Annotated in this window: 26 protein-coding genes and 1 tRNA gene; 19 read left to right on the top strand and 8 right to left on the bottom strand. The window is 63.4% G+C overall.

Features of this window, described 5'->3' with window-relative positions:
- Position 1: 1 nt before the first annotated feature.
- From LB528_RS10115 to LB528_RS10095, 5 genes are all read left to right on the top strand, one after another.
- Positions 2-910, top strand: a complete 909-nt coding sequence (locus LB528_RS10115; protein ID WP_224511931.1) for a carbohydrate ABC transporter permease — start codon at positions 2-4, stop codon at positions 908-910.
- A 3-nt stretch (positions 911-913) separates the two neighbouring features.
- The gene (locus LB528_RS10110) at positions 914-1,201 is read left to right on the top strand and encodes a DUF2160 domain-containing protein (protein ID WP_224714760.1); all 288 of its coding nucleotides are present in this window, start codon (positions 914-916) and stop codon (positions 1,199-1,201) included.
- Positions 1,202-1,276: 75 nt separating this feature from the next.
- Positions 1,277-3,001: an ABC transporter substrate-binding protein gene (locus LB528_RS10105; protein ID WP_224714759.1), complete on the top strand. Its 1,725-nt coding sequence runs from the start codon at positions 1,277-1,279 to the stop codon at positions 2,999-3,001.
- A gap of 89 nt (positions 3,002-3,090) precedes the next feature.
- The gene (glpK, locus tag LB528_RS10100) at positions 3,091-4,584 is read left to right on the top strand and encodes a glycerol kinase GlpK (RefSeq protein WP_224714758.1); all 1,494 of its coding nucleotides are present in this window, start codon (positions 3,091-3,093) and stop codon (positions 4,582-4,584) included.
- Between the two features lie 25 nt (positions 4,585-4,609).
- Positions 4,610-5,086 carry a DUF6882 domain-containing protein gene (locus LB528_RS10095; protein ID WP_224714757.1) on the top strand — a complete coding sequence of 159 codons (477 nt, stop codon included), beginning with the start codon at positions 4,610-4,612 and terminating at the stop codon, positions 5,084-5,086.
- Between the two features lie 100 nt (positions 5,087-5,186).
- On the opposite strand, the gene LB528_RS10090 is transcribed toward LB528_RS10095, so the two are convergent.
- Entirely contained in the window at positions 5,187-5,642 is a 456-nt protein-coding gene (locus LB528_RS10090; protein ID WP_224714756.1) for a BA14K family protein, read from the bottom strand.
- A gap of 312 nt (positions 5,643-5,954) precedes the next feature.
- Here LB528_RS10090 and LB528_RS10085 point away from each other — a divergent pair.
- Together LB528_RS10085 and LB528_RS10080 are read left to right on the top strand one after the other, a co-directional pair.
- A tRNA-Lys gene (locus LB528_RS10085) sits at positions 5,955-6,030 on the top strand.
- Between the two features lie 467 nt (positions 6,031-6,497).
- A complete protein-coding gene (locus tag LB528_RS10080) occupies positions 6,498-7,640 on the top strand; it encodes a hypothetical protein (RefSeq protein WP_224714755.1) in 1,143 nt (380 codons plus the stop codon).
- A 30-nt stretch (positions 7,641-7,670) separates the two neighbouring features.
- Here LB528_RS10080 and dprA read toward each other — a convergent pair whose 3' ends face one another.
- From dprA to LB528_RS10060, 4 genes are all read right to left on the bottom strand, one after another.
- Positions 7,671-8,798 (bottom strand): DNA-processing protein DprA, encoded by a 1,128-nt coding sequence (gene dprA / locus LB528_RS10075; RefSeq protein ID WP_224714754.1) that lies wholly within the window; start codon positions 8,796-8,798, stop codon positions 7,671-7,673.
- Positions 8,795-9,376, bottom strand: a complete 582-nt coding sequence (gene plsY / locus LB528_RS10070; RefSeq protein ID WP_224714753.1) for a glycerol-3-phosphate 1-O-acyltransferase PlsY — start codon at positions 9,374-9,376, stop codon at positions 8,795-8,797. The genes dprA and plsY overlap by 4 nt, the downstream gene beginning before the upstream one ends.
- Positions 9,377-9,559: 183 nt before the next feature.
- Entirely contained in the window at positions 9,560-10,846 is a 1,287-nt protein-coding gene (locus LB528_RS10065) for a dihydroorotase (protein ID WP_224714752.1), read from the bottom strand.
- On the bottom strand, positions 10,843-11,808 hold the full coding sequence (locus LB528_RS10060) for an aspartate carbamoyltransferase catalytic subunit (protein ID WP_224714751.1): 966 nt from the start codon (positions 11,806-11,808) through the stop codon (positions 10,843-10,845). The genes LB528_RS10065 and LB528_RS10060 overlap by 4 nt, the downstream gene beginning before the upstream one ends.
- Positions 11,809-12,008: 200 nt before the next feature.
- Here LB528_RS10060 and LB528_RS10055 point away from each other — a divergent pair, with 200 nt between their 5' ends.
- The 3 genes from LB528_RS10055 (at position 12,009) to LB528_RS10045 (ending at position 14,751) form a co-directional block, all read left to right on the top strand.
- Complete coding sequence (locus LB528_RS10055; protein ID WP_224714749.1) at positions 12,009-13,637, top strand: DNA alkylation response protein; 1,629 nt, start codon at positions 12,009-12,011, stop codon at positions 13,635-13,637.
- Between the two features lie 215 nt (positions 13,638-13,852).
- Positions 13,853-14,410: a hypothetical protein gene (locus LB528_RS10050; RefSeq protein ID WP_224510432.1), complete on the top strand. Its 558-nt coding sequence runs from the start codon at positions 13,853-13,855 to the stop codon at positions 14,408-14,410.
- Positions 14,410-14,751 carry a DUF6105 family protein gene (locus tag LB528_RS10045; RefSeq protein ID WP_224510430.1) on the top strand — a complete coding sequence of 114 codons (342 nt, stop codon included), beginning with the start codon at positions 14,410-14,412 and terminating at the stop codon, positions 14,749-14,751. Before LB528_RS10050 ends, LB528_RS10045 begins: the two co-directional genes overlap by 1 nt.
- Here the strand turns inward: LB528_RS10045 and ruvX are convergent.
- Positions 14,693-15,175, bottom strand: a complete 483-nt coding sequence (gene ruvX / locus LB528_RS10040) for a Holliday junction resolvase RuvX (RefSeq protein WP_224714747.1) — start codon at positions 15,173-15,175, stop codon at positions 14,693-14,695. The two genes, LB528_RS10045 and ruvX, sit on opposite strands and share 59 nt — an antisense overlap.
- Before the next feature lie 217 nt (positions 15,176-15,392).
- On the opposite strand from ruvX, the gene LB528_RS10035 reads away from it, so the two are divergent.
- The 5 genes from LB528_RS10035 to LB528_RS10015 all read left to right on the top strand — a co-directional run bounded on the left by LB528_RS10035 (position 15,393) and on the right by LB528_RS10015 (position 19,383).
- The gene (locus LB528_RS10035) at positions 15,393-16,100 is read left to right on the top strand and encodes a metal-dependent hydrolase (protein WP_224714745.1); all 708 of its coding nucleotides are present in this window, start codon (positions 15,393-15,395) and stop codon (positions 16,098-16,100) included.
- A gap of 133 nt (positions 16,101-16,233) precedes the next feature.
- Positions 16,234-16,521, top strand: a complete 288-nt coding sequence (gene gatC, locus LB528_RS10030; RefSeq protein ID WP_127863895.1) for an Asp-tRNA(Asn)/Glu-tRNA(Gln) amidotransferase subunit GatC — start codon at positions 16,234-16,236, stop codon at positions 16,519-16,521.
- A gap of 3 nt (positions 16,522-16,524) precedes the next feature.
- The gene (locus tag LB528_RS10025) at positions 16,525-16,983 is read left to right on the top strand and encodes a GNAT family N-acetyltransferase (RefSeq protein WP_224714743.1); all 459 of its coding nucleotides are present in this window, start codon (positions 16,525-16,527) and stop codon (positions 16,981-16,983) included.
- Complete coding sequence (locus LB528_RS10020; RefSeq protein ID WP_224714741.1) at positions 16,983-18,548, top strand: amidase; 1,566 nt, start codon at positions 16,983-16,985, stop codon at positions 18,546-18,548. Before LB528_RS10025 ends, LB528_RS10020 begins: the two co-directional genes overlap by 1 nt.
- Positions 18,549-18,591: 43 nt before the next feature.
- Positions 18,592-19,383: a YdcF family protein gene (locus LB528_RS10015; RefSeq protein WP_224714739.1), complete on the top strand. Its 792-nt coding sequence runs from the start codon at positions 18,592-18,594 to the stop codon at positions 19,381-19,383.
- On the opposite strand, the gene LB528_RS10010 is transcribed toward LB528_RS10015, so the two are convergent.
- Complete coding sequence (locus LB528_RS10010; RefSeq protein WP_224714736.1) at positions 19,356-20,075, bottom strand: DUF599 domain-containing protein; 720 nt, start codon at positions 20,073-20,075, stop codon at positions 19,356-19,358. The genes LB528_RS10015 and LB528_RS10010 overlap by 28 nt on opposite strands.
- Positions 20,076-20,255: 180 nt before the next feature.
- Here LB528_RS10010 and LB528_RS10005 point away from each other — a divergent pair, with 180 nt between their 5' ends.
- The 3 genes from LB528_RS10005 (at position 20,256) to LB528_RS09995 (ending at position 23,004) form a co-directional block, all read left to right on the top strand.
- Positions 20,256-21,659 (top strand): L-serine ammonia-lyase, encoded by a 1,404-nt coding sequence (locus LB528_RS10005; protein ID WP_224714735.1) that lies wholly within the window; start codon positions 20,256-20,258, stop codon positions 21,657-21,659.
- A gap of 84 nt (positions 21,660-21,743) precedes the next feature.
- Positions 21,744-22,181 (top strand): DUF1489 family protein, encoded by a 438-nt coding sequence (locus LB528_RS10000; protein ID WP_224510413.1) that lies wholly within the window; start codon positions 21,744-21,746, stop codon positions 22,179-22,181.
- A gap of 124 nt (positions 22,182-22,305) precedes the next feature.
- Positions 22,306-23,004 (top strand): molecular chaperone DnaJ, encoded by a 699-nt coding sequence (locus LB528_RS09995; RefSeq protein WP_224714733.1) that lies wholly within the window; start codon positions 22,306-22,308, stop codon positions 23,002-23,004.
- 42 nt (positions 23,005-23,046) lie between these two features.
- Here LB528_RS09995 and LB528_RS09990 read toward each other — a convergent pair whose 3' ends face one another.
- A complete protein-coding gene (locus tag LB528_RS09990; RefSeq protein WP_224714732.1) occupies positions 23,047-24,468 on the bottom strand; it encodes a D-alanyl-D-alanine carboxypeptidase in 1,422 nt (473 codons plus the stop codon).
- Between the two features lie 288 nt (positions 24,469-24,756).
- On the opposite strand from LB528_RS09990, the gene LB528_RS09985 reads away from it, so the two are divergent.
- A complete protein-coding gene (locus tag LB528_RS09985) occupies positions 24,757-25,086 on the top strand; it encodes a phasin family protein (protein ID WP_224510408.1) in 330 nt (109 codons plus the stop codon).
- Positions 25,087-25,129: the final 43 nt, after the last annotated feature.

The following is a 25,129-nucleotide window of genomic DNA, read 5'->3' as shown; positions in this document are numbered from 1 at the left end:
GATGGCGAGCGCCAACGAGACGACGCGCGTGAGCGAAGCGGCGGTGACCGAGGTGGGCAGCACGCTGTCGCAGGACGAGGTGGCGAAGCTCATGCGCCGCCGCGGCGAGGAATCGCGCTGGTGGTGGATCGTGCCGACGATCTACATCATCGTGCTGCTGTTGCCGATCTACTGGCTCATCAACATGAGCTTCAAGACCAACCAGGAGATCATCTCCTCGCTGACGCTCTTTCCGCACGAGCCGACGCTGCGCAATTACAAGATCATCTTCACCGATGCGTCCTGGTATTCGGGCTACATCAATTCGATCACCTATGTGGTGATGAACATGGTGATCTCGGTGGCGGTCGCGCTGCCGGCGGCCTACGCCTTCTCGCGCTACCGCTTCCTCGGCGACAAGCACCTGTTCTTCTGGCTGCTCACCAACCGCATGGCGCCGCCGGCGGTGTTCGCGCTGCCGTTCTTCCAGCTCTATTCGGCCTTCGGCATGATCGACACCCATATCGCGGTAGCGCTGGCGCATTGCCTGTTCAATGTGCCTTTGGCGGTGTGGATCCTCGAAGGTTTTATGTCCGGCGTGCCGAAGGAGATCGACGAGACCGCCTATATCGACGGCTATTCCTTCCCGCGCTTTTTCGTGAAGATCTTCATGCCGCTGATCGCGAGCGGCATCGGCGTCGCCTGCTTCTTCTGCTTCATGTTCTCGTGGGTCGAACTGCTGATCGCCCGCACTCTGACCACGACCGACGCCAAGCCGATCGCCGCCACCATGACCCGAACGGTCTCTGCCGCCGGCATGGACTGGGGCCTGCTCGCCGCCGCCGGCGTGCTGACGCTGATCCCCGGCGCATTGGTCATCTGGTTCGTGCGGAATTATATCGCCAAGGGCTTCGCCCTGGGGAGGGTCTAAGCCATGAACCTCGACTTCTCGTGGATGGCGTGGACGTGGCCGACGGCCGCCTTCTTCATCGTCATTGCCCTGATGCTCTGCGGCATGGGCGTTTGGGAATATGTTTCGCCCGGCGGCAATCCTCGCATCGGAGTGCTGCGCTTCGAGACGACGCGCGGCGACCGCCTCTTCGTTTCGCTGCTCGGCAGCGCCTTTATCCATCTCGCTTGGCTGGGCCTGGTAGGACCCGACCTGTGGTGGGCTCTCGCTCTCTCCGTGGTCTACGCTATTGGCGTATTCCGATACGTATAGAGGGGGAATAGCCGGAGCGGCCGCGTGCTGGCGGCCCGCTTCGGATCGAACTTGAAACCTAAGTGGAGGAGACACATGCGACGGCAATTACTAACATCGACGACGGCCCTTGTTCTATTGCTCGGAGCGGGCCATGCCTATGCCGGAATGGACGAGGCAAAAGCCTTTCTCGACAAGGAGATAGGCGACCTGTCGACGCTCTCGCGCGCCGATCAGGAAAAGGAAATGCAGTGGTTCGTCGACGCCGCCAAGCCGTTTGCCGGCATGGAGATCAAGGTGGTGTCGGAAACCATTGCCACCCATTCCTATGAATCTCAGGTGCTGGCGCCGGCCTTCTCGGCCATCACCGGCATCAAGGTCACGCATGACGTCATCCAGGAAGGAGACGTCGTCGAAAAGATTCAGACCCAGATGCAGACGGGCCAGAACCTCTATGACGCCTGGGTCAACGACTCCGACCTGATCGGCACGCATTGGCGCTACCAGCAAGTGCGCAACCTCACAGACTGGATGGCGGGCGAGGGCAAGGACGTCACCAATCCGATGCTCGATGTCGACGACTTCATCGGCAAATCGTTCACCACCGCGCCGGACGGCAAGCTCTACCAACTGCCCGACCAGCAGTTCGCAAACCTCTATTGGTTCCGCTACGACTGGTTCAACGACGAAAAGAACAAGGCGGACTTCAAGGCCAAATACGGCTACGACCTCGGTGTGCCGGTCAACTGGTCGGCCTATGAGGACATTGCCCAATTCTTCACCGGCCGCGAGATCGACGGCAAGAAGGTCTATGGCCACATGGACTACGGCAAGAAGGATCCGTCGCTCGGCTGGCGGTTCACCGATGCCTGGCTGTCGATGGCCGGCAATGGCGACAAGGGCATTCCGAACGGCAAGCCGGTCGACGAATGGGGCATCAAGGTCGACGAGAAGTCGCGTCCCGTCGGCTCCTGCGTCGCCCGGGGCGGCGACACCAACGGTCCAGCCTCGGTCTACGCCATCCAGAAATATCTCGACTGGCTGAAGGCCTATGCGCCGCCGGAAGCGCAGGGCATGACCTTCTCAGAATCAGGGCCGGTGCCCTCGCAGGGCACGATTGCGCAGCAAATCTTCTGGTACACGGCCTTCACCGCCGACATGGCCAAGCCCGGCCTGCCGGTCGTGAACGATGACGGCACGCCGAAATGGCGTGTCGCGCCGTCGCCGCACGGCGTTTACTGGAAGGACGGCATGAAGCTCGGCTATCAGGACGCAGGTTCCTGGACGCTGATGAAGTCGACGCCGACCGACCGCGCCAAGGCTGCGTGGCTCTATGCGCAGTTTGTGGTCTCGAAGACCGTCGACGTGAAGAAGAGCCAGGTAGGTCTGACCTTCATCCGAGACTCCACCATCCATGACAAGAGCTTCACCGAACGGGCGCCGAAGCTCGGCGGCCTGATCGAGTTCTACCGCTCGCCGGCGCGTGTGCAGTGGACCCCGACCGGCACCAACGTTCCGGACTATCCGAAGCTGGCGCAGCTCTGGTGGCAGAACATCGGCGACGCCTCTTCGGGCGCCAAGAGCCCGCAAGAAGCGATGGATTCGCTCTGCGCCGACCAGGAGAAGGTTCTCTCCCGCCTCGAGAAGTCGGGCGTGCAGGGCGACATCGGCCCGAAGATGGCCGAAGAGCACGATCTCGAATACTGGAACAAGGACGCCGTCTCGAAGGGCAACCTTGCGCCGCAGCTCAAGATCGAGAACGAGAAGGAAAAGCCGGTCACCGTCAATTATGACGAGCTGGTCAAGAGCTGGCAGAAGTAAGCACATAACGTGGGCATACGTGCCCATTCAGAAATGCGGGGGAGGCGGCTTGGCCGTCTCCCCTGTTGCATGAGAAGTGGAGGGATGGAATGAGCGGTTTTGTGCTGGCGATCGACCAGGGAACGACGTCGACCCGGGCGATCCTGTTTGACGACAGCATGAAGGTCGCCGGCACGGGCCAGCAAGAATTCACGCAGCATTATCCGGCTTCCGGCTGGGTCGAACACGACCCGGAAGACATCTGGACGAGCGTTCTCGCCACGGTGAAAGCGGCGCTGAAGGCCGCCGGCCGCGCGGCATCGGATGTCGCCGCGATCGGCATCACCAACCAGCGCGAGACGGTCGTGATCTGGGACAAGGCGACCGGCAAGCCGATCCATAACGCGATCGTCTGGCAGGACAGACGCACCGCGCCGCTCTGCCAGAAGCTGAAGAAGCAGGGGCTGGAGAAAAAATTCACGAAGAAGACCGGCCTGCTGCTTGACCCCTATTTCTCCGGCACCAAGATCGCCTGGATGCTGGACAAGGTGAAGGGTGCCAGGAAGCGAGCCGAGAAGGGCGAGTTGCTCGCCGGCACCATCGATAGTTTTCTCATCTGGCGGTTGACCGCTGGCCAAGTGCACGCCACCGACGCGACCAACGCTTCGCGCACGCTGGTCTACAACATCGAGAAGAATGTCTGGGACGACGAGCTGCTTTCGATCCTGAATATCCCGGCCGCGATCCTGCCCGAGGTGAAGGATTGCGCCGACGATTTCGGCGTCACCGAGAAGAGCCTGTTCGGGGCCGAGATGCGGATCCTCGGCGTCGCCGGCGACCAGCATGCGGCGACCATCGGCCAGGCCTGTTTCGAACCCGGCATGATGAAATCCACCTACGGCACCGGCTGTTTCGCGCTGCTCAACACCGGCGCTGACCTGGTCCGCTCGAGGAACCGGCTTCTGACCACGATCGCCTACCGATTGAACGGCAAGACCACTTACGCGCTGGAAGGTTCGATCTTCGTCGCGGGCGCCGCCGTACAGTGGCTGCGCGACGGCATCAAGGTGATCGGCAAGGCGGAGCAAAGCGGTGCGCTCGCGGCGAGCGCCGATCCGGCGCAGCAGGTTTACCTGGTGCCGGCCTTTGTCGGCCTCGGCGCGCCGCATTGGGATGCGGATGCGCGCGGCGCGATCTTCGGATTGACGCGCAACTCAGGCCCGGCCGAGTTTGCGCGCGCGGCACTTGAATCGGTCGCCTTCCAGACGCGCGACCTGCTCGACGCGATGCGCAAGGACTGGAAAGGCGCCTCGGCCAAGACGGTGCTTCGCGTCGACGGCGGCATGGTGGCATCCGATTGGACGATGCAGCGGCTCGCCGACATTCTCGACGCGCCGGTCGACCGTCCGACGATCCTGGAGACGACGGCGCTTGGCGCGGCCTGGCTTGCCGGGTCGAAGGCGGGTGTCTGGCCGAAAGCGAAAGAATTCGCCAAGAGCTGGGCGCTGGAGCGGCGCTTCAAGCCGGAGATGGACGCCAGAATGCGCTCGGCGAAACTGGCCGGATGGCGCGATGCGGTGCGCAGGACGCTAAGTGTGAGATAGCGATTTACGGGATTGGGCGAGGGGAATGCAGCCGGATTGGTATCCTGCTTGGCGTGATGAGGCCTTCGAACAGCTCACGGCCAAGAATGCGCGCCTGGCGAAGGATTTCCGCCTCGGCAGCTGGTCGCGCTACGACTACGACTTGACGGCAGGAAAGCTGGTGTTTTCCGACCAGAGTGGCGTCAAGGTCGTTTCGGAAATCCAGACTGCGGACTCCACCAGCGGCAAGGCCGGCAATTGGCTCTGGGCGTGGGCCAATTCGAACTTGCCTGGCGACCTTCTCAGCGACGCCAAACTGGTGCGGTCATTCGGCGAAGAAAAGGGCGTGGACGACCTGGCCCAAGCCTATGTGGACGATACGGGCGGTGACCTGGAAGCACTCGGCTGGGAACTGACGGCGGCGATGGTGCGGGTTTGCAATGCGCTTGGAGCTTACCGCTCCCCGCGCGGTGAAGGCGGCGCTCTATATTTGGTTTTCAAGACTATACGATGGGCGAACTGACCAAGTCCGTCGTTGCAAAGCAAGCAAATCAGAAAGAGAGAGCCCGCGCCTTACGGGGCGGGCTCGGTCGATCAAGGCCCTGGGTACTGACTGGAAGCCGTCAATAGGGCGACACGCACTGCCGACGCGGACCGCTGTTAGGCTGGAAGGTGTTGTCCGAGGCGCGATAAGAGCGGTAGCGGTCATAGCACCATTGGACATGGGAATTGCCGCGATAGACGCGGTTGTTCTCACTGTTGACGATGGCGGCGGTGATCAGCGCGCCGGTGGCGAAAGCTGCCAGCGGGAACCAGTAGTCGCCATGCCGGCGATAGCCGCGGCGATACTCACGATAGCCGCGATGGCCGTTCCAGTAGACGGCGTCACCACGACGCGAGAAATCCCGGTTGAAGGCACGGTGCCTTCTCCAATCCCGATACTGTACGGTCTGGACATCTGACGACAGGCCTTGGGGTTGCGGTACATAGGCCGGCTGGGCGTTGACGGGCACCATCTCCGCCACGACGAACGAGGCCGAGAGAGCGGTTGCCAACAGGCCCGATGCGATCTTGTTCATTGATCTTCTCCTCGATGGTTGACGGGTCGTCCCTGTTTTGCGGAACGGCCCCCGGTTGCAATGGTTCCTCATTCCACCATCAGCCCATTGTTTCAGGCCATTATTATTGTATGGATTTTTTTGAGGGCTTTCTGAAGTAGCCCGGAGTCGGGCCATTGGCGCAGGCATCGAAAGCCGTTCGCAAATACTCTCGGCGCCCCTTCGAAACCGTTCAAAAAATCCGCCTTGGAAGCCCGTCTTTTTCCGGTTGACCGGCCGCGGCACTCTCCCTATGTTCCGCGCAATTTCGAGGGCGGCGTTTCGAGCCCGCGGGAGCGCGTAGCTCAGCCGGTAGAGCAACTGACTTTTAATCAGTAGGTCATGGGTTCGAATCCCATCGCGCTCACCAAATTTCAACACCCAAATAGATGCCAGAGAAAACCTGCCGACGCTTTCCATACAGGCGATCGAAGCAAGGACATGTCGTCTGCGTCCCCGGCAATCGGAACAAAAACTTGCGCGCGGCTGTTTCCTTGTTGAAGGGACCGCAATCTGGGATGCGGATACAGTGGACGTACGGAACTTGGAACTGGCCAGGGCCAGGCAGAGCGTAAAACGCGCAGAGACTTCTCTCAATCACGCAAAGGAAATGCTGGAAGAGGACTGCGGCGTAGGGATCAACCTTGCGCTGTGCGATCGTATAAGGTTGGAACAGAAGCGTGTGGCAGAAGCCAGAAAGCGGCTGATGAAGATCGCTCGAGCTGCCTTACCCTAACGGCGTGACTTTCCCCAAGACCAATGAGAGTCGGCCCCCCGCAAACTTGTTCCATGGGCAGGGTCATGGTTAAACTCGGCCCCCCCGAGGGAGGCTCCAGAATGGCACTTGACCTTTCGGTAGAGACCACCGCCCGTAAAGCGGCAACTCCGCCCGGCAAATATCTCTTCGGCCCGGTCGCCGATTTCCTCATGCTCGGCGGCAGCGCGTTTCTGATCCTGCCCGTGCTATTCTTTGTGCCGCGCGATTATGAAGGTCCGTTAGCCGCGACGATGGTCGTCGTGGCCTATCTGGTGAACTATCCGCATTTCGCGCATTCCTACCAGATTTTCTATCGCAATTTCAGCCGGAAGGCGCGTGGCGACGGCTACGACAGAAGCCTGCAGCTCCGCTACATTTTCGCCGGCGTCGTCGTTCCGGTGATCATGGTCCTGTTCTTCGCCTATGGCGCGGCGACGTCGAACACGCGGTTGCTGGGCTTCGCGGCTAACGCGATGTTCTTCTTCGTCGGCTGGCATTACGTCAAGCAAGGCTACGGCATGTTGATGGTCGACGCCGTCTTGAAACGCAAATTCTTCGACGACCGCGACAAGAAGGTGCTGCTCGTCAACAGTTACGCGGTGTGGATCCTGGCCTGGCTGCAGACCAACACGGCGGTGACCGCGGGACAGTATTACGGGCTTCAGTATTACACCTTCGCCGCGCCTTCATGGATCACCGATATTGCCTTGGCGGCGGCCGTCGCATCGACAGCGGCTACGCTCCTGATGCTGGCCAACCGTTGGCGAAAGAACGGCGGCCTGCCGTATAACGGCATCGTTGCCTATGTCGCGTCCCTCTATCTCTGGATCCTGATTGCCAGGATAAACCCGCTCTGGCTGCTGGTGGTGCCGGCGCTGCACTCACTGCAATATCTGGCCGTGGTATGGCGCTATCAAACCAATGTCGAGCGTGACGTCTTGGATGCCGCGCGGGATCCGGAGCCGAAGATACTATCCGTGCTCGGGCCCCGCTACAGGCTGCGGGTGCTGGGATTCATCATCGGGGGTGGCGCACTCGGCTATCTCGGCTTCTGGCTGATTCCGTTCCTGCTGACCGCACTGGTCCCCTATGACAAGCAGGTGCTCGGTTCGTCGCTGTTCTTCTTCATCGTGCTGATCTTCATCAATGTGCACCACTATTTCCTCGACAATGTGATGTGGCGCCGCGGCAATCCCGAAGTGTCCAAATATTTGTTCCGGTGAGGAAATCGGCGTTGCGGCGCACGCGCCAAGTCAAGCGATGAGCGACACGTTTCCGCCGGCGTGACGCTCGAGCCGTCCGGCGAGGTCAAGTTCCAGAAGCACCATCGCGATCTGCGCGGCGCTCAGTCCGGTGTGGCGGATGATATCATCCACCGCGGTCGGCGTTGGCCCGAGCGCTTCAAGCACATCGGCGCGTTCGCTTTCGCGGGGCGGCGGCATGGCCGACATGTCGGGCGCCTCGGCAATCGGCGTGGTCCGCTGACGACGGGTGCCGGCAAGCGGCATCAGCGCGCCAAGCACGTCGGCGGCTTCGGTGACGAGCGTGACCCCGTCCTTGAGCAGCGCATTGCAGCCGGCGGCGCGCGGATCGAGTGGCGAACCCGGCACGGCGAAGACCAACCGGCCCATTTCGTTGGCAAGGCGGGCGCTGATCAGCGAACCGGAGCGCTGCGCCGCCTCCACCACCACCAGCCCAAGCGCCATGCCGGCGACCAGGCGGTTGCGGCGCGGGAAATCCTGCGCGCGCGGCTGCCAGCCGAACGGCATTTCCGACAGGACGGCGCCGCCGCGGTCGGCGATCTCGTCGCACAGGCCGGCATTCTCGGGCGGGTAGGGGACATCGAGCCCGCCGGCCAGAACACCGACAGTGCCGGTCGAAACGCTGCCCTTATGCGCGGCGGTATCGATGCCGCGCGCCAGGCCGGAAACGATGGCGTAGCCTTCGCGGCCGAGATCGGCTGCTAGCATGCGCGCCATCTTGATGCCAGCCAGCGAGGCATTACGGGCGCCGACAATCGCCACCGCCGGCAGGCGGAAAACCGCGCCTTCGCCTTTCACCGCCAGAAGCGGCGGCGGGTTGTCGAGGGTCTTCAGCAAGGGCGGATAGTCGGCCTCGCCGATGCCGACGAAGCGGGCGCGAGCGCGCCGGGCGGCTTCCAGTTCGGCTTCGGCCTCGGCGACGGAGGGGATGCGGACGATGCGATTGGCACCGCCGGAGATCATCAGCTCTGGCAGCATTTCAAGCGCGGCTTGGGCAGAGCCGAAGCGGTTGATCAGCTCGCGAAACGAGGCCGGACCGACATTGGGCGTACGGATCAGGCGAAGCCAAGCAAGCCGCTGCCGATCGCTGAGACGCGGGCCGGCAGCCGGGGCGCTCATCCGTTCGCCCCGATCTTGCTTTCGGTGCCGGCGAGCAGCCGCGAGATGTTTGCTCGATGCTTGACGATGACGATAAGGCTCATCGCCGCGAACACGCCGGCGATCTGCGGCGTGCTTGTGACATAGAGCGCGATCGGCACGACCACCGCGGCTGCCAATGCCGCCAACGAGGAATAGCGGAACAGGAAGGCCATTGCGAGCCAGACGACGGCGAAGACAAGCATGCCTTGCCAGGCAAGGCCAAGCAGCACGCCGAGATAGGTGGCGACACCCTTGCCGCCCTTGAAGCCGAGCCAGACCGGGAAGAGATGGCCGAGGAAGGCGCCGAAGCCGGCCAACAGTCCGAAGTCCGGCGAAAAATACCCGGCGATGAGCGCCGCGGCCGTGCCCTTCAGCGCGTCGAACAGCAGCGTTGCGGCAGCCAGGCCCTTGTTGCCTGTCCTTAAAACATTGGTCGCGCCGATATTGCCGGAGCCGATCTTTCGGACATCTCCGAGGCCGGCCGCGCGGGTGATCAAGAGCCCGAACGGGATCGAGCCGAGCAGATAGCCGAAGACGAGCGCGATCGCGTAACCCATTGTCTCCCCCATATTCCTTTGTCTCCGGGTTCGCATCCTAAGGTTGATTGAATGTGGTCTATGCAACCATAGTTTGCAAGGGCCTGGCCCGCTCGAGGATCAGTTGGTCATAATGGTAGAGTCGGAAGGGTTCGCCAAGCAACTCTGTGCGGCAGCCTCGGCAGAGTTCAGGCGACGGGTGGTCTATGCAGTAAACACCGTGCGGCCCGCCACCACCGTTTGCACGACCTTGCCCTGCAGGCGCGCGCCTTCGAAGCAGGTGTTCTTCGAACGCGAGCGAAGGCCGCTTTCGCTGACGATCCACGGTTCGTCGAGATCGACGACCGCGAGATCGGCCGGCGCCCCGGGCTGCAGCGTGCCGCCCGGCAGGCCGAACAATCTTGCCGGCGCGGTGGACAGCGTCTCAATCAGCCTCAACAGCGGCACGTCGCCATTGTGGTAGAGCCGAAGTGCCGCGCCAAGCAGCGTCTCCAGCCCGATAGCGCCGGCGGCGGCATCGGCGAAGGGCAGGCGCTTGGTGTCGACGTCCTGCGGGTCGTGCGAGGAGACGATGATGTCGATCGTGCCGTCCTTGATCGCCTCGATCATCGCCATCCGGTCGTCCTCGGCGCGCAAGGGCGGGGTCAGCCGGAAGAAGGTGCGGTATTCGCCGACATCGATCTCGTTGAGCGACAGATTGTGGATGGCGACGCCGGCCGTGACATTGGCGCCGTCGGTCTTGGCCCGGTTCACCGCGCCGGCCGCCATCGCGGACGAGATTTTTGCCGCATGGTAGGCTCCGCCGGTCAGCCGGGCCAATGCCAGGTCGCGTTCGAGCGGGATGAGTTCCGCCTCGCGCGGAATGCCCGACAGGCCGAGCCAGCTCGCATAGAGCCCTTCGTTCATCACGCCGGACGAGGCGAGGTCGGCATCCTGCGTTTCATGCGCGATCACGCCGCCGAAATCGCGGGCATAGGTCAGCGCGCGGCGCATCACCAGCGCATTGGCGATCGTGTGGCGGCCGTCGGTGTAGGCGACGGCGCCGGCCTCGCGCAGCAGGCCGAATTCGGTCATCTCGCGGCCTTCGAGGCCCTTGGTGATCGCGGCCGCCGGGAAGATGTTGACACTTGCGGTGTCGCGCGCCGTGCGCAGCACGAACTCAACCAGCGCCACATTGTCGATCACCGGATCGGTGTCCGGCATCATGACGATGGAGGTGACGCCACCGGCGGCGGCCGCCACGCTTGCCGAGGCGATGGTCTCGCGATGCTCGCCGCCGGGCTCGCCGATGAAGACGCGCGCGTCGACAAGGCCTGGAATGACCGTTTTGCCGGCGCAGTCGACGACGGTGGCGCCTTCCGGCACGCCCTGGTTCAATGCCGCTTTCCCTGCCGCGACGATCTTGCGGCCGTCGACGATGACGCTGCCGATCTCGTCGATGCCGCGCGAGGGGTCGACGATGTGCGCCTTGCTGAAGACGGTCACGCTCATGCGCCGCGCCCCTCATGGTTGCGGCGCGGGTCAAGCAGCGCTTCCATAACCGCCATGCGCACGGCGACGCCCATCTCCACCTGATCCTGGATGACGCTTTGCGGTCCGTCGGCGATTTCGGAGGCGATCTCGACGCCGCGGTTCATCGGTCCGGGATGCATGACCAGCGCATCGTCCTTGGCGGCTTTCAGCTTTTCGGCATCAAGACCGAAATAGCGGAAATATTCGCGAATCGACGGCACGAAAGCGCCTTCCATACGCTCGCGCTGCAGGCGCAGCATCATGACCACGTCGGCGTCCTTCAGGCCTTCGGCCATCGAGCGCGCGACGATCACCCCCATCCTGTCGATGCCGGAGGGCAGCAGCGTCGAGGGCGCGACGACGCGCACCTGCGCGCCAAGCGCGTTCAGAAGCACGATGTTGGAGCGGGCGACGCGCGAATGCAGGATGTCGCCGCAGATCGCCACGATCAGCTTCGACAGCGGCCCCTTGGCGCGACGGATGGTCAGCGCATCGAGCAGCGCCTGCGTCGGATGCTCATGCGCGCCGTCGCCGGCATTGACCACCGAGCAGCCGACCTTCTGGGCGAGCAAGGCAGCCGCGCCCGCCGATTGGTGGCGGATGATCAGGATGTCGGGCCGCATGGCGTTGAGGGTCATCGCCGTGTCGATCAGCGTCTCGCCCTTCTTCACCGAGGAGCTTGCCACCGACATGTTCATGACGTCGGCGCCGAGACGTTTGCCGGCGAGCTCGAAGGACGACTGCGTGCGGGTCGATGCCTCGTAGAACAGGTTGATCTGGGTGCGGCCGCGCAGCGTCGAGGTCTTCTTTTCCGATTGTCGTGAGATCGACACGGCCCGGTCGGCGCGATCGAGCAACAGCTCGATATCGGCCGGGGAAAGATCGCGGATGCCCAGAAGGTGGCGGTGGGGGAAGAGCGGCAGGGACGAAGCGTCGGTCATCTCAAGGCGCTGCTATAGGGTGCGGTCCGGCCCGCCGCAAGCGCCAGCTTTGGATTGCAGGCGTTCTCCCCGGTATTTTCGTCGCGCGCCTTCCGTGGCTTGGGCTATAAGGCCCAGTGGGTTCGGATTCGCGACCGCGGCCTTGGAAATGGTCAGAACCTCTCGGCCAACTGAAGGATTGGGCAACTGAAGGATTGGGCGTGACCGACGAGGTGATCAACCAGCCGCCGCCTTTGACCGGTGGCAATGCGTGGCGGGGCGATCCGTTACTCATCCAGCTTGCCGAGCGTTTTTCCGATCCCGTGCGTAAGGATCTCGACGGGCTTGGCCGGTTCGTGATGACGCAGGAGGCGCAGGAGCTTGCCCGCCTCGCCAACACTGACGCGCCCAAATTGCGGACCCATGACCGACAGGGCCGTCGCCTCGACCTGGTCGAATACCATCCGGCCTATCACGCCTTGATGCGCCGCTCGATCGCCGGCGGCCTGCATTCTTCGGTGTGGGAAAACGGCGATGCCGAGATCGGCCGCCGCCATCAGGTGAGGGCCGCACGCTTCTACCTGACGGCGGAACTCGAGACCGGGCATCTATGCCCCATCACCATGACCAGCGCCTCGCTGGCGGCTCTGATGGCAAGCCCGAAGCTCTTCCGCGAATGGGCGCCGCGCGTCACGACGCGCAAATACGACCAGACGCAGAAGCCTCCAGTGCAAAAGACCGGGCTGACGCTCGGCATGGGCATGACCGAGAAGCAGGGCGGCACCGATGTGCGCGCCAACACCACCAGGGCGGAGCGCACGGGAAGCGGCTTCTACCGGTTGACCGGCCACAAATGGTTCATGTCGGCGCCAATGTCTGATGCCTTCCTGGTGCTGGCCCAGGCATCCGAAGGGCTGTCCTGCTTCCTCGTTCCGCGCATCCTGGGTGACGGCTCCGGCAACGGATTCCGCTTCCAGCGGCTGAAGGACAAGCTCGGCAACCGCTCGAATGCCTCGTCGGAGGTGGAGTTCGTCAACGCGATCGGCGAGATGGTCGGCGACCCGGGCGCCGGCGTGAAGACGATCATGGACATGGTGACGCTGACCCGGCTCGACTGCGCAGTCGCTTCATCGGCGCTGATGCGGGCGGGCCTTGCCGAGGCCATCCATCACACGCGCCATCGCCAGGTGTTCGGCTCAAACCTGATCGACCAGCCGCTGATGCAGCGGGTTCTGGCCGATATGGCGCTCGATGTCGCCGCGGCCACCGCGCTGTCGTTCCGGCTGGCGCGTTCGTTCGACGAGGCGGCAAGCGACCGTGGCGAGGCGGCCTTTGCCCGCGCCATGACGCCTGTGGTCAAATACTGGGTCTGCAAGATCGCGCCGGCGCTGCTCTACGAGGCGATGGAATCCCTTGGCGGCAACGGCTATGTCGAGGAAGCGCCGCTTGCCCGTTATTATCGCGAGGCGCCGGTCAACGCGATCTGGGAGGGCTCGGGCAATGTCATGGCGCTCGACGTGCTGCGCGTGCTCGGCCGTGCGCCGGGCCTGTTCGAGGAGGTGCTGACCGGCATCGACCGCGATCTCGGCACCGGCGGGCGCGGCACCATCGGCGTGCTGAAGGCTGCCATGCAGGTCGCTGCGACCGACCAGGGCTCGGCGCGCCTGCTCACCGAACAGTTGGCGCTTTCGGCCGCGGCGGCGGAGCTGCGCCGGCTGGGAGCAGGGCGGATTGCCGACGCCTTTGTCGAAACTCGGCTCGGCGGCCAGTGGCGCACCACCTACGGCATGCTCGATTCGCGCCACGACGCGCGCATGATCATCGACACGCTCTATCCGCCGGTGACCTGATCCTGCTCCATATCAAGGAGACAGGGCAGGATGCCGTCCGAAACCGCTTCACATTTTTCGGCATCATGCTCCGAGGCGGATTGCCGATCTGTGGATAGCCGTTAACGTTAACAAATGGTTTCCGTTGCGGCGAGCCGATGCAAAGCCCAATCTCCGCATGCTGGAGTAGGGGACGGTTAACCATGACCTCCCCGAGCTCCGCCAGCGGGAAACGTATGCGGCACGTGTTGAGCTCAGTTCTGGCCTTGCATTGGGCGGTGGTTTTCGCCCTGCTTGCCTATATCTGCATGGACGGCAGCCGCGGCATCGCGGCGGCGTTTGGCGTGCTTGGCCTCTCAGTCCAGGCCCACCGGCTCCCCGAGCTTGAAAATGCTGCCGTGCTGGCGCCGCTTTCGATCGCGCTCCTGACCGTCGCAGTGTTGTTCTGCTGGGCCTTCGTCGAAACGCTGCTGAACGCGGCGGCAAGGCCGGACGCGGGCGAGAGCGTGGCGCGGATAGCCTTCATCTCGGCATCGTTTCTGCTTTCGCTGATTCTCATCGGCGGCGTGGCGCAAGGCGTAAATGGCCTGTTCATGATCGTCGCCATCCAGATGACGGCGCTGCTTGCTTCCTACATCGCCGTGCTGGCCGAACGCCGCTCTACCTTCGCCGCAATGAATTTGCCCGAGGGCGATGTTCGCGCCGCCTCGCGCATGGCGATGGGCGCCGCGCACAGTTCGCTCCTGTCCCGCATATCCGGCCGCACGGAAAACAACCCTGGAGGCAGGCGCTGATGCGCACGATATTCACGCTCTGGGCTGCTCCGATGGCCATCTTCTGGGGATGGTTCTTCCTGTCGGCCAACGACATGAATTTCGGCTACGCGATGCTGAGCCGACAGGTGCACGATTTCGCTTTCCAGCTCTACGGCCAGATGCTCGGCGTCGATCCGGCTATCATCCCAGGCATGGTGGCGCGAACCTGCGTTTTCGACTTTTTCCTACTCATGGGGCTTTGGGCCTTCCGCCGCCGGCGCAACATCGCCGAATGGATAAGGCAGCGCCGGCGGGGCGCTATCAGCCCCGATCGGCTCGGCCCAGCGACCGAAGCCGGTCCAACGCTCCCTGCAGAATAAAGGCGGCCGCCGCCGAATCGATCTTGCCGGCGCGCTTCTTGCGCGAGAAATCCATCTCGATCAGTGTCCGCTCGGCCGCGACCGTCGACAGCCGCTCGTCCCACAGCACGAAGGGCAGGTCGGAAAGCGGCGCCATGTTGCGGACGAAGGCGCGGGATTTTTGCGCACGAGGCCCTTCCGAGCCGTCCATGTTGACCGGGAGGCCGAGCACGACGGCGCCGACATTGTCCTTGTCGAGCTGAGCGAGCAGTTCGGCGGCATCCAGCGAAAATTTCTTGCGCAGGATCACCGGGCGCGGATGCGCGAAGGACAGCCCGCGATCGGAGACCGCCACGCCGATCGTCTTGTCACCGAGATCGAGCCCGGCGAGCGTGTTGCCGTCGGCAAGCCGACCCGGCAGATTCTCGATTGAAATAATGCCCAACGGCTTTTCCTGACGTTAGAGCATCGCACCGTTTCACGGAAACGGTGAACCGCTCTATCTCTTTGTTCTTACGCAGTTCCGGACGGAAAACCGATCGCACTTTTCCTGGAACTGCTCAAGGGCGCCACACGTCCTTTTGACGGTGGGGAGCGCCGCACTACTTTCAATTTGCCGCCAGCGTTCTATCTTCCGGCAACGGAAAAATCGAGGAAGCACTATGAAACTGACCTGGTACGGACATTCGGCATTCCGCGTCGAGACCAAGGACGCCACCATTCTCATCGATCCCTATCTGGTCGGCAACCCGTCATGGACGGGCGGCTGGGAAGGACCGGCCGAAGGCGTGACCCACGTGCTTCTGACCCACGGCCATAGCGACCATGTCAGCGGCGCTGTCGAAGTGCTGAAGAAAAGCGGCGCCATGCTGGTCGCCAATTTCGAGATCTGCATGTATCTCGTCGGCCAGGGCGTCAGCGGCGACAAGATCAATCCGGGCAATATTGGCGGCACCGTCGATTGCGGCCCTTTCACCACGACCTTCGTCCAGGCGCTGCATTCGTCCTCCTTCGGCGGCGAAGGCGGCACGAACACCTATCTCGGCAATCCGGGCGGGCTCGTCCTGCACTTCCCCCAAGACAAGACGCTCTACCACATGGGTGACACCGACATCTTTTCCGACATGGGCCTGATCAACGAATTGCACGAACCGAAGATCGGCATCGTGCCGATCGGCGATCGCTTCACCATGGGCGGCGCCGTGGCGGCCCTTGCCTGCCGCCGCTTCTTCGGCTTCGATACGGTCGTTCCCTGCCATTTCGGCACCTTCTCGATGATCGACCAGACCGCCGACAAGTTCGTCGCCGGCATGGAAGGCTCAGGCGTAAACGTGGCGCTGCCGGAAATCGGCAAGGCGATCACGATCTGAGCCGCGCTCTCCGAAAGCGCGTTGCGAGACATGCTTGAGGCGACGCTGGGCTGTCCGCGGCCCACATGATCCATGTTGCGTGCTGAGCGCCGCGCCGCTATAGCCCGCACTGGTTTTCCCGAGGCGATAGAACATGTCCGTTGATCTTCAGACCGTGAAGCGCGTCGCGCACCTTGCCCGTATCGCGGTGAGCGAGGAGGACGCCGAGCGCATGACCGGCGAATTGAACGCCATCCTCGGCTTCGTCGAGCAATTGAACGAGGTCGATGTCTCGGGCGTCGAGCCGATGACCTCGGTCACGCCTATGGAAATGAAGAAGCGCCAGGATGTCGTCACCGACGGCAACAAGCCTGCCGACATCGTCGCCAACGCGCCGGCAACGGAAGAGAATTTCTTCCTCGTTCCGAAGGTGGTGGAGTAGGCCGTGGCTGTCGAGATCGCCGTCGAGACGCCTTTGCAGGACGACGTGCGCGCGCTGGTCGCCGAACTCAATGCCGCGCTGCTCGAACTGACGCCGCCCGAGCACTGCTATCACCTGACCGTCGAGCAGATGGCGGGCAAGGATACGACGGTGTTCATCGCCCGCGACAACGGCCTTGCCGTCAGTTGCGCCGCGCTCAAGCGCCACGACAATGCCACCGGCGAGGTCAAGCGCATGTACACGCGGCCTTCGCATCGCGGCCGCAAGATCGGCGCCGAGATCGTCGGGCGGATTGAAGCGCTCGCCCGGCAGGAAGGGCTGACCCGCCTGGTTCTCGAAACCGGCGATCGCCACCCCGCCGCTTGGACCGTCTATGAGCGTGCCGGATTCTCGCGTTGCGGACCGGTGCTGGATTATCCCGACTCCGAGTGGTCGGTGTTTTACGAAAAGAGCCTTGCCTGATGAGCGATCTCACCCATCTCACCATTTCCGAGGCCTGCGCCAAGCTGCGCGGCAAGGAGATCACCGCGGCCGAGATCACCGAGGCTTATCTCGCGGCGATCGATCGCGCCAATCCGGTGCTCAATGCCTATGTGACCATCACCGCCGACAAGGCGCGCGACATGGCCAAGGCTTCCGATGCCAGGCTCGCCAAGGGCGAGGGCGGCGCGCTTGAAGGCATTCCGCTCGGCATCAAGGACCTGTTCGCCACCGAAGGCATCCACACCCAGGCCTGCAGCCACGTGCTCGACGGCTTCAAGCCGCGCTACGAATCGACCGTAACCAGCAATCTTTGGGCCGACGGCGCGGTGATGCTCGGCAAGCTCAACATGGACGAGTTCGCCATGGGTTCGTCGAACGAGACCTCCTATTACGGCCCGGTGATCAATCCATGGCGGCGCTCGCGTGTCGATACGGTCGTCATGCCGACGACGCATCAGGGCGATGGCGGCTTTGTTTCCGCCGGCGGCACGAAGACCGCGCGGACCTTGGACAACGCCCAATTGGTGCCGGGCGGCTCGTCCGGCGGGTCGGCATCGTCGGTAGCCGCGTTCCTCTGCGCCGGTGCAACAGCGACCGACACCGGCGGTTCGATCCGCCAGCCCGCCGCCCTGACCGGCACGGTCGGCATCAAGCCGACTTATGGGCGCTGCTCGCGCTGGGGCATCGTTGCCTTCGCTTCCTCGCTCGACCAGGCCGGACCGATCGCGCGCGACGTGCGCGACGCCGCGATCCTGCTGAAGTCGATGGCCTCCGTCGATCCGAAGGACACGACCTCGGTCGACCGCCCGGTGCCGGACTATGAAGCGGCGATCGGCAAGCCGATCAAGGGCATGAAGGTCGGCATTCCGAAGGAGTATCGCGTCGACGGCATGCCGGAAGACATCGAGGCGCTCTGGCAGCAGGGCATCGCCTGGCTGAAGGATGCAGGCGCCGAGATCGTCGACATCTCGCTGCCGCATACCAAATATGCCTTGCCGGCTTACTATATCGTGGCGCCCGCCGAGGCTTCGTCGAACCTCGCCCGCTATGACGGCGTGCGCTATGGCCTGCGCGTGCCCGGCAAGGACATCGTCGACATGTATGAGAAGACCCGCGCCGCCGGTTTCGGCCGCGAGGTCAAGCGGCGCATCATGATCGGCACCTATGTGCTGTCGGCCGGCTATTACGACGCCTACTATCTGCAGGCGCAGAAGGTGCGCACCCTGATCAAGCGCGACTTCGAGAACGTCTTTGCCGCCGGCATCGACATCATCCTGACGCCCGCGACGCCATCGGCCGCTTTCGGCATCGCCGACGAGGACATGGCCTCCGATCCGGTCAAGATGTATCTCAACGACATCTTCACCGTGACGGTGAACATGGCCGGCCTTCCCGGCATTTCCGTGCCTGCCGGCCTCGACGGCAAGGGCCTGCCGCTCGGCCTACAGCTGATCGGCCGCCCGTTCGACGAGGAAACGCTGTTCCAGACGGCCAACGTCATCGAGCAGGCGGCGGGCAGGTTCCAGCCGGAAAAATGGTGGTAGGCTCAATCCCGTCAGGGTCAGCGGCGACCCAGCGGGGTGAGTGATGTTCTTCCTCCTGTCGAAGCTCTTTTGGTTTGTCGCCAGGCCGCTCAACCTGGCGATCTTCCTGCTGCTGGCAGGCCTGGTTGCCGGCATGTTGAGACGTCGGCGCTTGGCAACCGCCGGCAGCGTCCTTGCCTTTCTCATCCTTGTGCTTTCGACATGGTCGTCGATTGGCGTCCTGATGCTCAACCCGCTGGAAGAGCGCTTTCCGAAACCGCCGCTGCCGGCAAAGGTGGACGGTATCGTCGTGCTGGGCGGCGCCATGGACGGGGCGGTCAATATCGTGCGCGGCGGCTATGAATTGAATGCCAGCGGCGACCGTATCGTCGAGGCGGCGGTGCTGGCCCGGCGGTTCCCGATGGCAAAGGTCGTCGTTACGGGCGGTCCGCTCGAAATGATCGGCGAAGGCGAGGGCGATGCGGACGCCGCGCCGCGCCTGCTTACAGCCCTTGGGGTAAGCGCCGATCGCCTGGTCCTCGAAAACAAATCGCGCACCACGTACGAGAATGCCATATTCACCAAGAGGATGGTGATGCCGAAACCGGGCGAGACCTGGCTGCTCGTCACGTCGGCTTTTCATATGCCGCGCGCCAAGGCGCTGTTCGACAGGGCCGGCTTTCCTACGGTCCCCTGGCCCGTTGACTATTGGACCACGGGAAGGGAACGCCTGTACCGCACAAGCCCCGGTGACAATCTGGAAATCACCACCAAGGCGCTGCGTGAATGGACCGGGCTCATCGCTTATTGGATCGCCGGCCGCATCGATCAGCCTTTTCCCGGACCGGGCGGCTGACCGAGCACCGCCTGCCGCGCCGCCGAGAAGAACTGGCGGCGCACCAGCACCGCCAGAAGCACCAGCGTCGACATGACGAAGACGATTGGGTCGACGAACCAGCCGAGATAGCCGATCGAGAAGAAGACGGCGCGCAAGCCGGAGTTGAAGTGCTTGCCTGCGAGCACGTTCATGCGCGTCGCCCGCCACACCGCCGTTTCGCTGACCGGATTGCGCGATGCTGGGCCATGCGGGGTGGGCACTGCGCCGATCAGGATCGAGCAGTAATTGAACAGCCGGTAGGCCCAGCCGAATTTGAAGAAGGCGAAGGCGAGAATCAGCACCAGGCCGAACACCTTGGTCTGGAAGGCTTCGCGCGACGAAGCCGCGCCGAAGGGCAGGTCGGCCAGAACCTGAAGCACGCGATCGGAGGCGCCGAGCAAAGCAAAGCAGCCGCCGAGCGCGATCAGGGAAGACGAGGCAAAAAAGGCGGTGCCTTGCTGCAGGCCGCCCATGATGGCGGTGTCGACGATGCGGATCTCGCGCTCGGCCATGTTGCGCATCCAAGCCTCACGCTGCGCGTTCATGGCGGTCGTCAGCGAGACGCGGCTGATCAGCCGGCCGTCGGAAGCGAGCGTGTGCAGCACCCAGACGACCAGGAAGAAGGTCAACGCCGCCAGATCTGCCATTGAAAGGTGGAGTGAGTCGCCCATGACTTCTTGTAACACGGGCCGAGCCGTCGCTTCGACGGGCGCGAGAGCTCTCGGGAGGACGATGTCGCTGGCGGAGCAAACAAGGTCGGCAGCCGCCGCGCCGCGCCATGCAAAACAGCGGAAACATCGCGGGAATTCCTGTATGTAAGTCTTGATTGGCCTCCAGGAGACAACGGCCCCGTGTTCCTTTCTGTTTTCGACCTGTTCAAGATCGGCATCGGCCCGTCGAGTTCGCACACGATGGGGCCGATGACGGCCGCGCGCCGTTTCCTCGATGAGATCCTGGCCGGCGACTGGCCGCGTCCGGCGGGCGTGAAAGTCGATCGTATCGGCGCCAGCCTGCATGGTTCGCTCGCCTATACCGGCATCGGCCACGGCTCCGATCGCGCCGTCATCCTCGGCCTGGCCGGCCAGACGCCGCAGACGGTCGATCCGGACGAGGCCGAGGGCATCGTCGCTCGCATCGGCGCGGAGAAGCTGATTTCCCCGCCCGGGCACCCGACATACCGTTTCGATCCCGCCAAGGACCTCGTGCTCGACCGCAAGACGCCGCTGACCGGCCATGCCAACGGGATGGCCTTCTATGCCTATGACGCATCCGACCGGCTACTGCTCAAGCGCATCTATTATTCGATTGGCGGCGGTTTCGTCGTTTCCGAGGAAGAGCTGCAGCGCATGAAGGCCAAGGGCTCGGTGACGACCGAGGGCAAGACGGTGCCGTACCCGTTCAAGAATGCCGCCGAGATGCTGGCGATGGCGGCAAAGAGCGGGCTTTCGATTGCCGAGATGAAGCGCGCCAACGAGGAAAGGCACATGTCGCGCGAGGAGCTCGACGAAGGCCTCGACGCGATCTGGGGCGCGATGAAGGGCTGCATCGATCGCGGCCTGTCGCAGGACGGCATCATGCCCGGCGGGCTGAAGGTGCGCCGCCGTGCGCGGCAACTGCATGACAAATTGCAGGAACAGTGGCAGCAGAACCGGCCCAATCCGTTGCTCGCCAATGACTGGCTGTCGATCTACGCCATGGCGGTCAATGAGGAGAATGCCGCCGGCGGTCGCGTGGTGACGGCGCCGACCAATGGCGCGGCCGGCACGTTGCCGGCAGTACTGCGCTATTGGCTGCATTTCCATCCCGAAGCGGACCAGCCGAGCATCCGCGACTTCCTGCTGACGGCCGCTGCCGTCGGCGGCATTATCAAGTCCAACGCCTCGATCTCGGGCGCCGAAGTCGGTTGCCAGGGCGAGGTCGGTTCCGCTTCGGCGATGGCTGCCGCCGGCCTTTGCGCGGTGATGGGCGGCACGCCCGAGCAGGTCGAGAACGCCGCCGAGATCGCGCTCGAACATCATCTCGGCATGACCTGCGATCCGGTCGGCGGCCTGGTGCAGGTGCCATGCATCGAGCGCAATGCGCTGGGCGCGGTGAAGGCCGTGACGGCCGCTTCCTTGGCCATCAAGGGCGACGGCACGCATTTCGTGCCGCTTGACGCCGCGATCGAGACCATGCGCCAGACCGGCCTGGACATGAACGAGAAATACAAGGAAACCAGCCTCGGCGGCCTGGCGGTCAATGTGGTGGAGTGCTGAGGTGTTACCGAGACCCCAGACTGGCCCTGTGGAGAAGTCGCTCAAGGCGTTGACGCGTCAACCCTTGCGGCTAGATCTTGGGGCATGTCACTCAACCTTATCAAACTGTGCGTCGGCTGCGACAGCGTCGAGGACCTCGAAGAGTGGATTGCCTTCCGTCTCGATGAGCGGCGCCGCGCGGGCGAGCCGGCCGAGCACTGGCACACCACCCGCATGGTGCCGACGCGCGGCGATGAGATCACCGATGGCGGTTCGCTCTATTGGGTGATCAAGGGCAGCGTGCAGTGCCGGCAACTGATCACCGAGATCAGGCCCTTCACCGATGATGAAGGGATCGGTCGCTGTCATCTGGTGCTCGATCCTGAGGTGGTGCGCACCGACTGGCAGCCGCGCCGCGCCTTCCAGGGGTGGCGTTACCTCAAGCCCGCCGATGCGCCGGCCGATCTCGGCAAGGGCAGGGCGGCACTCGCCGAGATGCCGCCGAAGCTCAGGCTGGAACTCGCCGAACTGGGTCTGCTCTAAGCACGGTTTTGCGGATCGTCCCCGGCGCTGGCCTTCCGGCTTGTCCGATGTGGGACTTGCAAGCGCAGGACCTTCGTCCCATCCTATTTGTTATGCTCGGTCATCCGTACGGCGGTGCTAGTCGATGGGCGTGATCCTCGCCTTGGCAGCGGTGCTCGTGGTGCTCTTCGGCGCCGCGTTGCTCTTTGTGCGCGCGGATGCGGCAAGGATGGCCGGCAGTCTGAGATCGCTTGGCCCCGCCTTCCTGGGGCTGGTCGGCGCGCCCATGCTGATCTTCGGCCGCAGCCTTATCGGCGGACTGCTTTTGCTCGCGGCGCTGGCCTGGGTCGGCTGGATACGCACGAGGCGGCCTGCGGCAAGGGCAGCGGCGTCCAAACACTCGACCGTGCGCACCGCCGCGCTCGAAATGGACCTCGATCATGACAGCGGCAGGCTCGAGGGGCTTGTCCTGGCCGGGCGTTATGAAGGCAAGATGCTTGGGGCCATGGGGCTGACGGACCTGCGCCAGCTTTATAGCGAGCTCAGCCCCGATCTGGAGAGCCGTCAGCTCCTAGAGACGTATCTTGACGGCCGTTTTCCCGTCTGGCGCAAGGACGCGCAGCCGCACGGTGGCGAAGGGCTGGCTATTGCGCCAGGTGCGGGCGCCATGACTAAGGAGGAGGCCTACAAGATCCTTGGTCTTGAAGCGGGGGCTGCCGCGGCGGATATCCGCAAGGCGCACCGCCGCCTGATGCAGCGCTTGAACACCGATGTCGGCGGCACGTCTGTCCTGGCGGCGCGAATCAATGAAGCCAAGGACGTCTTGCTCTCCAATCACGATTAGTCTCCTTCGACGCAGGTACCTTCCGGGAGATTCAACGGCCGCCTACTGCTCGACGGCGTAGCATGAGATTTTCTTGCGCTTCAGCGCATCGCAGGCCTTCCACGCGGCGTCCTTCGAGCCGAAGCCGCCGAAGCGGGCGCGGTAGTAGGTGGTGCCGTCCTTGTCGAAGGCGACGGTGAAGCCCGAAGCGTCAGCCAGGATCTTCGGCGCCTGCTTGGCGGTCTGGTCGAGCAGCGCCTGGGCTCCCGATTTCGTCGGCGATGACGCAACCTGAACCACCCAGCCGGATGGCACTGACGACGTCTTGACCGGATCTATCGCGGGCGCGGCAGGTGCCGGCTCGGCATAGGCGGTGACGACCTGGGACGAGGTGTCCTGTGACTTGGGAGACGGCACCATGGCGGCCACGGCAACCGTCTTCACCTTCTTGACCTTGATGACGGGCTTGGTCTCTTCGGCGACCTGTTGCGTGTCGTCCTGGACGTTATCGGCTGAGGCAACGACGGTGTCGTCCGCTGCCGGTTTGGCATCGGGCGTCGGCGCGTCATGCTTGGGCAACAAAACCTTGGCCAATGTCTTGACCGGATTGTCATTGCCCTTGGCGATGAGATCGCCGCCGCCGCGCGTCGAGGCGCGCGGCAGATAGGTGTTGATCAGCGCGGCCATCTGGTTGTCGCGGCTGCGGCCGGAAGCGCCGCCCATCACCACCGCGACGAGGCGGCGGTCGCCATCGGCAACGGAGGAGACGAGATTGTAGCCCGAGGCGCGGGTATAGCCGGTCTTGATACCGTCGACGCCCTTGATGCGGCCAAGCAGGCGATTGTGGCCGTTGATGCGCTGGCGGCCATACAGGAACGAGCGCTGCGAGAAATAGCCGTAATATTGCGGGTAGTGCTCGCGCAGAGCGATGCCAAGCATCGCCATGTCGTGCGCCGTGGTGAACTGGCCGGGGTCGGGCAGGCCGTTGGCGTTGCGGAAGACGGTGCCGTTCATGCCGAGCTGGCGCGCCTTGGCTGTCATCATGCGGGCGAAATTCTCTTCGCTGCCGCCAAGCATCTCGCCAAGCGCGGTCGCCGAGTCGTTGGCAGATTTGGTCACGATCGACAGAATCGCGGTCTCGACCGGAACCGAGCCGCCGGCGCGCACGCCGAGCTTGGTCGGCGCCTCGGCGGAGGCATGCGCGGAAAACGGAACCGGGGTGTTCTTGCTGATCCTGCCCTTCGCCAGCGCTTCGAAGGTGAGGTAGAGCGTCATCATCTTGGTCAGCGAGGCGGGATAGCGCCGGCCATTGGCGTCAGCGGAGTAGAGTACCTTGCCGGTCTTGGCGTCCACGACGATGGCCGAGGATCTCGCTGCCATTGCCGACGCCACATCGGCGACTACAACCGTCATCGCGAGCGCAGCGATCATGATTGCCTTGAGGGAGAAAGATTTGGAGACCAGCCCCGACAACGCCTGACGCACCGTTACTTACCCTGAATTTTCGTTGCCCCGGAGGCGGCAAAGGGAGTGCCTGCCTCGCTTCGGGCCACGCTATCGCGCCCAGCGTTACCAATCCGTTTATGGTAACCGCCGCGTTCACCATTTTTCGGCAAATCGAGCTTCTCTTTAATCGAATTTTACCAGCCGCCAGCGCTGAACCCCCTGCATACTAAGGGGATTCTTGACTTTTGTGCATCGCACAATATATTGAGGTGCATTGCACAAGGGCGCCCGGGGCCAAAAGGGCGTTTCAACCAAGGGAAGCATGAAATGACCCAGACCTATGAGGACTTCACGAAATACGGCAAGGAGTTTGCCGACACCGGGCTGAAGAGCTTTGCCTCGCTCACCAAGGGCGCGCAGGCGATCGCCACCGAAGCCGGCGAATACACCAAAAAGAGCTTCGAGGCCGGCAGCGCCGCTTTCGAGAAGCTGTTCTCGGCCAAGTCGATCGAAAAGGCCGTCGAGATCCAGACCGATTACGCCAAGCAGAGCTATGAGAGCTTCGTGGCCGAGGCCAGCAAGATCGGCAATCTCTATGCCGAGCTCGCCAAGGAAGCCTACAAGCCGTTCGAATCGGTGGTCGCCAAGGCGAAGTAATTTCGCCCGATCATGGCCGATACGGCCAACCGGCCTGCGAAAA

Source organism: Mesorhizobium sp. CA4 (genome assembly GCF_020165075.1).
Classification (GTDB): Bacteria; Pseudomonadota; Alphaproteobacteria; order Rhizobiales; family Rhizobiaceae; genus Mesorhizobium.
Note: the sequence above shows the minus strand (reverse complement) of the source record. Positions and strands in the feature narration are given on the sequence as shown.